The organism is Mesorhizobium sp. M7A.F.Ca.US.011.01.1.1 (assembly GCF_003998295.1).
In the GTDB taxonomy this organism is placed as follows: domain Bacteria; phylum Pseudomonadota; class Alphaproteobacteria; order Rhizobiales; family Rhizobiaceae; genus Mesorhizobium.
The window spans coordinates 66,146-73,038 of record NZ_RZRT01000031.1; the positions used below are offsets into that span (position 1 = coordinate 66,146).

Below are 6,893 nucleotides of genomic sequence, written 5' to 3' on the forward strand. Positions count from 1 at the left end.
TTGCCGTCCGGTCGAATACAGCGCGATTGGATCGATTCATGTCCCTGCCGCAGCTCTCGCCCGAACAACTCGTCAAGCCGCGCCATTTCGAACTGCGCATGAGCCTGATCTTCGCGACGCTTTTCGTGCCGCTCGGAACGCATTTGCCGTATTTTCCGCTGTGGCTGCAGGCCAAGGGTTTTCATGCCGAGCAGATCGCGGTCATTCTGGCGGCGCCGATGTTCCTGCGCGTGGTGACGACGCCGCTGCTGACCGCGCTGGCCGACCGTGCCAGGGACCGCGCCGATGTCTATGTCGCGCTGATGGCTGCGTCGCTGCTTTTGTCGGCAGGTTATTTCCTGACACCCACCTATGCGATGGTGCTGGCGGTCTCGCTGGCGCTGACCATCGTCTGGACGCCGCATTCGCCGATTGCCGATTCGCTGGCTCTTTCGGGTGTCCGCCGCTTCGGTTCGAACTACACAAGCATGCGCAAATGGGGCTCGATTTCCTATTTGTTCGCCAATATCGCCGGCGGCTTCATTCTGTCGGTAACCGGTTCACAAGCCGTTCCGGTTATCATTCTGGTGGCGTTTGCCGCGGCCCTTGCCGCTGGCCTGCTGGCGCCGCGCCTTGGCCGTCCGCGGCGCGCCTCGCCGCTGTCGGCCACCGACATCCAGCATTCAGCGCCGAAGCTTCTCAACCCGTATTTCCTGTATTTTTCCACGGGCGTCGGCGTCATCACCGCCAGCCACGCATTCCTCTACGGTTTCGTCTCCATCTACTGGAAGTCGATCGGCCTCGGTGATTCGGTAGTCGGTCTCTTATGGGCTTGGGGCGTGGTGTCGGAAGTCTGCATGTTCATGATGTTCACCCGCTTTTTCGACCGGTTCTCGGTCGTGTCGGTCATGGTGATGGCCGGAATCGGCTCCATCGTGCGCTGGATCGCCTTTCCGCTGGTCTGGCCGCTCGGCCTCGGCATTCCCGGCTTCTTCGCTGTCCAGTCGCTGCACTCGGTCTCGGTGGCGCTGGGGCTGATCGGGCTGCAGAAGATGATCGGCGAAACGATCTCCGAGGAGCGGACAGGTGCCGCGCAAGGCATTGCCTATTTCTCCAACGGCTTCTTCATGGCGGTGGTGACGCTGGCGTCCGGCCCGCTCTACGACCGTCTCGGTGTCGACGGCTTCTTTGCCATGATCCCGATTGCGTTGATCGGACTGGCGCTGATCGGCCTTGCTGCGCGCTCAGCCCCAGAGCGCCGTATCGGGCGGTGACACCAGCGATCCCTGGTAGACAAGGCCCGGTACCCGGTCGCGGGCAAGCAGCAGCGGACCGTCGAGGTCGACGAAATCGGCATGCTGGGCAAGCAGCACCGCTGGCGCCATCGCCAATGAGGTGCCGACCATGCAGCCGACCATCACGCCGAAACCGAGTTCGCGGGCGCGATCGCGCAGCACCAGTGCCGCCGTCAGCCCGCCCGACTTGTCGAGCTTGATGTTGACGGCATCGTAAAGACCGACAAGCGCTTCGAGATTCTTAGCCTCGTGCACGCTTTCATCGGCGCAGATCGGCACCAGATGCGCGATATGGCGCAGGATCTCGTCATGACCGGCCGGCAGCGGCTGTTCGATCAGCGCGATGCCTTGTTCGGCGGCAAAGGCGAGGTTCGCAACGATGTTGTCGTCGCTCCAGCCCTCATTGGCGTCGAGGATGATGCGGCTGCCTGGCGCTGCCTGCCTGACCGCCCGGATGCGGGCAATGTCGTTGTCGCCGCCGATCTTGACCTTGAGCAGCGGCCGCGCCGCATTGGCGCGGGCCTGCGCCGCCATCGCCTCCGGCTCGCCCAGCGACAGCGTGTAGGCGGTTTCGAGCGCCTGCAAGGGAACAGCGCCTATCGCAACCGCCACCGATGTTCCGCTGAGCTTCGCCTCCAGATCCCATAGGGCGCAGTCTATGGCGTTGCGGGCGGCTCCGGCCGGCATGGCATCGAGCAAGGCGCTGCGGCTGATGCCATCGGCGATCCGGCCGCGCATGGCGTCGATCGCCTCGCGCACGCCCTCAATCGTCTCGCTATAGCGCTTGTAGGGGACGCATTCGCCGCGGCCGAAGTGGCCGCCGTCGCTGATCGTGCAGGAGATCACTTCGGCTTCGGTCTTGGAACCGCGCGAAATGGTGAAGGTTCCGGCGATGGGAAAACGCTCGGCCTCGACCGAAATGACACGCGCCATATTTTTCTGCTCCTGCTATGCGACAAGCGTTGTCGGCAAATCGACAGGTCAGACCCGTCAGGCTAAACAGGACGCCATGTTGACCATCGGCAAGCGCGACGCAAGCGGCACGACCGCAGGGGAGGCTGACCACGAACCGCGCGTGGCGATCGGCGAGGAGGACGGCGTTCTTGGCTGCGCTTTCTCCGGAATCTGGACGACACGGACCGTTGCACTCGTCGACGCCGACATGCGCAAGATCGAAAAGCGAAGCGGCTTCAAAACCTTGGCGCTCGATGTTTCCAAGATCGAGAAGATGGACACTGCCGGCGCCTGGCTGATTGACCGGCTGGTCAGCGCCTTCGAGAAGAAGGGTGTCGAAATCCAGATGCAAGGCCAGAGCGAGATCGCTTCGATCCTGCTCGAAGCTGTCGGCGAGGCCGTGCGGCGCGAACCCGAATCCGGCCCGGTGCGACCGCCCAACATCGTCATTCGCGCGCTGGAGGCGGTTGGCCGCCGGGTCTACGAGATGCGCGACGATTTTCTGGCCTCGATGAACATCCTCGGCGCCACCATCCGTGGCGCGCAGATGAAGCTCGGTCGTGGCCATGCGGTCAACCCGGCGGCGATTTTCAACCAGATCGACCGTATGGGCGTCGGCGCCATTCCGGTGGTGGTGCTGATGTCGGCGATCGTCGGCGCCATCGTTGCCCAGCAGGGCGCCTATCAGCTCAGCTATTTCGGCGCCGATATCTTCGTCGTCGACCTCGTCGGCGTGCTGATCCTGCGCGAACTCGGCGTGCTGATGACGGCGATCATGATCGCCGGCCGCTCCGGCAGCGCGATCACCGCCGAGATCGGCTCGATGAAGATGCGCGAGGAGGTCGACGCGCTGAAGGTCATCGGACTCAACCCGATCGGCGTCCTGGTCTTTCCGCGCCTCGTGGCGCTGGTCATCGCCTTGCCGTGCCTGACCATCATCGCCAATTTCGCCGCACTCGGCGGCGGCATCCTGGCTGCCTGGCTCTATTCCGACATTCCACCCGCGGCCTTCATCGACCGGCTGCGTGTCGCCATCGATCTCAGCACTATCTTTGCCGGCCTGATCAAGGCGCCGTTCATGGCCATGATCATCGGCACGATTGCCTCGGTCGAAGGCATGAAGGTCGGCGGCAGCGCCGAATCGCTCGGCCAGCATGTTACCGCTTCGGTGGTGAAGTCGATCTTCGTCGTCATCATCCTCGACGGGCTTTTTGCCATGTTCTACGCAGCGATCGAGTTCTGAGATGAAGCTGCGAAACAGGAAAAGGGCGGGTGCATTGGCGGATGACGCGGGCGAGGGCGATATCGTGCTTTCCGCGCACGACATCAGCGTTTCCTTTGCCGACAAGCTTATCCTCGACAGACTGTCGCTCGACATAAGGCGCGGCGAAATCCTTGGATTTGTCGGCGCCTCGGGTGCTGGCAAATCCGTTCTGCTGCGCACCATTCTCGGCCTGACGCGCAAGCAGTCGGGTACGATCAAGCTGTTCGGCGTCGATATCGAGAAAGCTGATGATGCCGAGCGTCTGCGCATCGACATGCGGCTTGGCGTGCTGTTCCAGCACGGCGCGCTGTTCTCGGCGCTGACAGTGCTGGAAAACGTCCAGGTGCCGATGCGCGAATATCTCGACCTGCCGCGAAAGCTGATGGACGAACTGGCGATGCTCAAGATCGAGCTGGTCGGGCTGCCGCCCGATGCAGCGCAGAAATTCCCGTCCGAACTGTCCGGCGGCATGATCAAGCGCGCCGCGCTGGCCCGGGCGCTCGCGCTCGATCCCGACATCGTCTTCCTCGACGAGCCGACATCGGGCCTCGATCCGATCAGCGCGGCGGAGTTCGACGAACTGGTGGTCAAGCTGCGCGATACTATGGATCTGACCGTCTACATGGTGACGCATGATCTCGACACGCTGTTCACCGCTTGCGACCGGGTGGCCGTGCTCGGCAAGAAGAAAGTGCTGGTCGAAGGCACCATCGACGACATGCTGAAGAGCGAGGAACCGTGGGTAAAGTCCTATTTCCGCGGAAAACGCGCCCGGCAACTTGATCTTGCGGCGCGCGCATAGCCATAAGTGGGACAATGGAAACCAGAGCCAACTACGTCATTGTCGGCATCTTCACGCTGGCCGCGATCCTGGCGGCGTTTGCCTTCGTCTACTGGACGGCGGCCATCGGCGACAAGGGCGAGACGACGTTGCTGCGCGTGCGCATTCCGGGCTCGGCGTCCGGGCTTGGACGCGGCAGTTTCGTGCTGTTCAACGGCGTCAAAGTCGGCGACGTCAAGCGCGTCTATATCGATGTCGACAATCCGACGGTGGCCATCGCCGATACCGAGATCGACCGCATGACGCCGATCACCAAATCGACGCAGGCCGATATCGGGCTTGCCGGTCTGACCGGGCAGGCCAATATCGAACTCAAGGGCGCCGATCCCAAGGAGGTGAAACTCCTCGACCAGGCGGAAAAGGAAGGCAAGGTCGCCGAGATCGTCGCCAATCCGTCAGCGGTGACCAACCTCTTGCAGACGGCGCAGAATATCTTCACCCGCGCCGACAAGGTGCTGACCGAACTCGAAGGCTTCACCAAGGACGTTCGCGGACCGCTGACGCAGACCGTCCAGAATGTCCAGACCTTCTCCGATGCGCTGGCCAAGAATTCGGACGGCATCGACAAGTTCCTGTCCGCCGCCAGCACACTGGCCGATGAGCTGAAAGGTGTTTCCGGCAAGCTCGACGGCACGCTGAAGGCGGCCGAAGGCCTTCTCAACGCCGTCGACAAGGACAAGATCAAGAGCATCGTCGCCAATGTCGACGCGGTAACCGGTAACCTCAAGGAGACGTCGAAGCAGCTCGACGGCGTGATCAAGAACGTCGATACAGCCGTGGGGTCGGTCAACGATTTCGCCAAACGGACGCAAGGCACGCTGGCCAAGGTCGACAACGTGCTCGACGGTATCGATCCCGCACAAGTGCGCTCGGCGCTCGCCAACATCCAAAAGGCCAGCGAGAGCGCCGACAAGGCCGCCGCCGACATCGCTGAGGTGACCCACAAGTTCGCCAACCGGGCCGACGACATCGACCAGACGATCAAGGACGCAAAGCAGCTCGCGCAACGGCTCAACGATGCCTCGGTGCGCGTCGATGGCATTCTTGCCAAGGTCGATACCTTGCTCGGGTCGGGCCAGGCCGACGGCGTGATGGCGGATGCCAGGGCGACGCTGAAGTCGTTCAAGCAGGTTGCCGACACGCTGAATGCCCGCCTTGGCGTCATCACCGACAATCTGGCGCGCTTCTCGGGACAGGGGCTTTCGAATGTCGAGGCTTTGGTGCAGGACAGCCGCCGTTCGATCAGCCGCATCGAAGAGGCGGTCACCGATCTCAGCCGCAATCCGCAGCGCATCCTTTCGGGTGGCGACGGCGAGGTTCGGCAATTCGATGGCAGGGCGCGGCGTTGACTTCGGCGACGGCGCGCCCCAGAAACATGAGCCGCGAAAGCGGGTCGATCTTACGATCCGGGGACAACGGGGACCGCGCGTGAAGTCTGTGTGGGTGAAAACGGGCGGGTTGACTTCGGCTGCGGCACTGCTTGCCTTGACGCTGGCCGGCTGCGCGGCGCTGGGCGGCAAGCCCGCGCCGCTCGATACGTTCGAGCTGTCAGCGCCTTCGGTCGACGCGCATGGCCATAGCCGCCGGCAGATCCTGATCGCGCAGCCGTCGGCGCTCAAGGCGCTGGACAGCCAGAACATCGTCATCAAACCGTCGGATCGCTCGATCCAGTATCTCAAGGGCGCGCAATGGGCCGACCGGCTGCCGCTGATCGTGCAGGCGCGGCTGGCCGAGACCTTCCAGCGCTCGGGCAGCTTTGCCGGCGTCGGCAAGCCGGGCGAGGGCCTGGCGATCGACTATCAGGTGATCGTCGAAATCCGGTCCTTCGAGGTGCGTGTCGACGGCGGCGAACATGCCAAGGTCGATCTGTTCGTGCGCATCCTGAACGATCGCAACGGCGAGGTCCGTGCCTCCAAGAGCTTCACCGCAGCCGCGCCCGTCTCGGGCAGCGGCAATCCTGCCTATGTCAGCGCGCTCGACAAGGCGTTCGGCGACGCCGCCGGGCAGATCGTGAGCTGGACGGATTCGGTGATCTGAGCGCGGAGGCGCCGGAATCCCACAAAGCTTCATCCCTCCAGGCTTCTCTACCTACAAGCGGTCGAAGATTTCCGGGCGGAGCTTTCCGGTCTTCATCAGGTGCTGGAGGGTATAGGTGACGGACAGCGCGTCATCGAGCGCGTCGTGCCCCTGCAATGGCGGGTGTTCGACGCCGTAGTAATCGGCGAGCTTGTTGCTCGGCGTTCTTGCCAGATCCTCGATCGGCATTCCGGCCGCGATCAGCAGCTTGACGGCATTGTCAAACCGGGTGGCCGGGACCGGAGGCTGAATGCCCGCGACATAGCAACTGATGGCGATCATGTTCAATTCGTCCTTGCCCCAGGACCAGAATCGCGACCCTCCGGAAAAACGATCGACGTCAGCGAGCGCATCTCCTAGAGCGGGATGAAATGAGACTGAATCGGCTTGGGATTCCCTTAGGCGTGCAAATCTGATTCAACCTTCATGCTGGGCAAGGAGGTCAGCATGGATGGGCAAGCCTTATTCGATGGATCTTCGCGAA

6 protein-coding genes and 1 pseudogene are annotated in these 6,893 nt (G+C 62.8%); 5 read left to right on the top strand and 2 right to left on the bottom strand.

What is annotated here, in order from left to right; translation table 11 throughout:
* Positions 1-38 precede the first annotated feature (38 nt).
* Positions 39-1,253, top strand: coding sequence for an MFS transporter (locus EOA13_RS24075; protein WP_024503549.1), 1,215 nt, complete (start codon positions 39-41; stop codon positions 1,251-1,253).
* On the opposite strand, the gene dgcA is transcribed toward EOA13_RS24075, so the two are convergent.
* Complete coding sequence (dgcA, locus tag EOA13_RS24080) at positions 1,224-2,207, bottom strand: N-acetyl-D-Glu racemase DgcA (protein WP_127296178.1); 984 nt, start codon at positions 2,205-2,207, stop codon at positions 1,224-1,226. The two genes, EOA13_RS24075 and dgcA, sit on opposite strands and share 30 nt — an antisense overlap.
* A 76-nt stretch (positions 2,208-2,283) precedes the next feature.
* On the opposite strand from dgcA, the gene EOA13_RS24085 reads away from it, so the two are divergent.
* The 4 genes from EOA13_RS24085 to EOA13_RS24100 are packed head-to-tail and all read left to right on the top strand — an operon-like array spanning position 2,284 to position 6,370.
* Positions 2,284-3,471 (top strand): ABC transporter permease, encoded by a 1,188-nt coding sequence (locus EOA13_RS24085; protein ID WP_013531885.1) that lies wholly within the window; start codon positions 2,284-2,286, stop codon positions 3,469-3,471.
* A gap of 1 nt (position 3,472) precedes the next feature.
* Positions 3,473-4,294 (top strand): ABC transporter ATP-binding protein, encoded by an 822-nt coding sequence (locus tag EOA13_RS24090; RefSeq protein WP_013531884.1) that lies wholly within the window; start codon positions 3,473-3,475, stop codon positions 4,292-4,294.
* A gap of 14 nt (positions 4,295-4,308) precedes the next feature.
* Positions 4,309-5,682 carry an MlaD family protein gene (locus EOA13_RS24095; RefSeq protein ID WP_013531883.1) on the top strand — a complete coding sequence of 458 codons (1,374 nt, stop codon included), beginning with the start codon at positions 4,309-4,311 and terminating at the stop codon, positions 5,680-5,682.
* Positions 5,663-6,370: an ABC-type transport auxiliary lipoprotein family protein gene (locus EOA13_RS24100; RefSeq protein WP_127296179.1), complete on the top strand. Its 708-nt coding sequence runs from the start codon at positions 5,663-5,665 to the stop codon at positions 6,368-6,370. Before EOA13_RS24095 ends, EOA13_RS24100 begins: the two co-directional genes overlap by 20 nt.
* Before the next feature lie 51 nt (positions 6,371-6,421).
* Here EOA13_RS24100 and EOA13_RS24105 read toward each other — a convergent pair.
* Positions 6,422-6,772 (bottom strand): annotated as a pseudogene (locus EOA13_RS24105) (exonuclease); the annotation flags it as partial.
* Positions 6,773-6,893 lie beyond the last annotated feature (121 nt).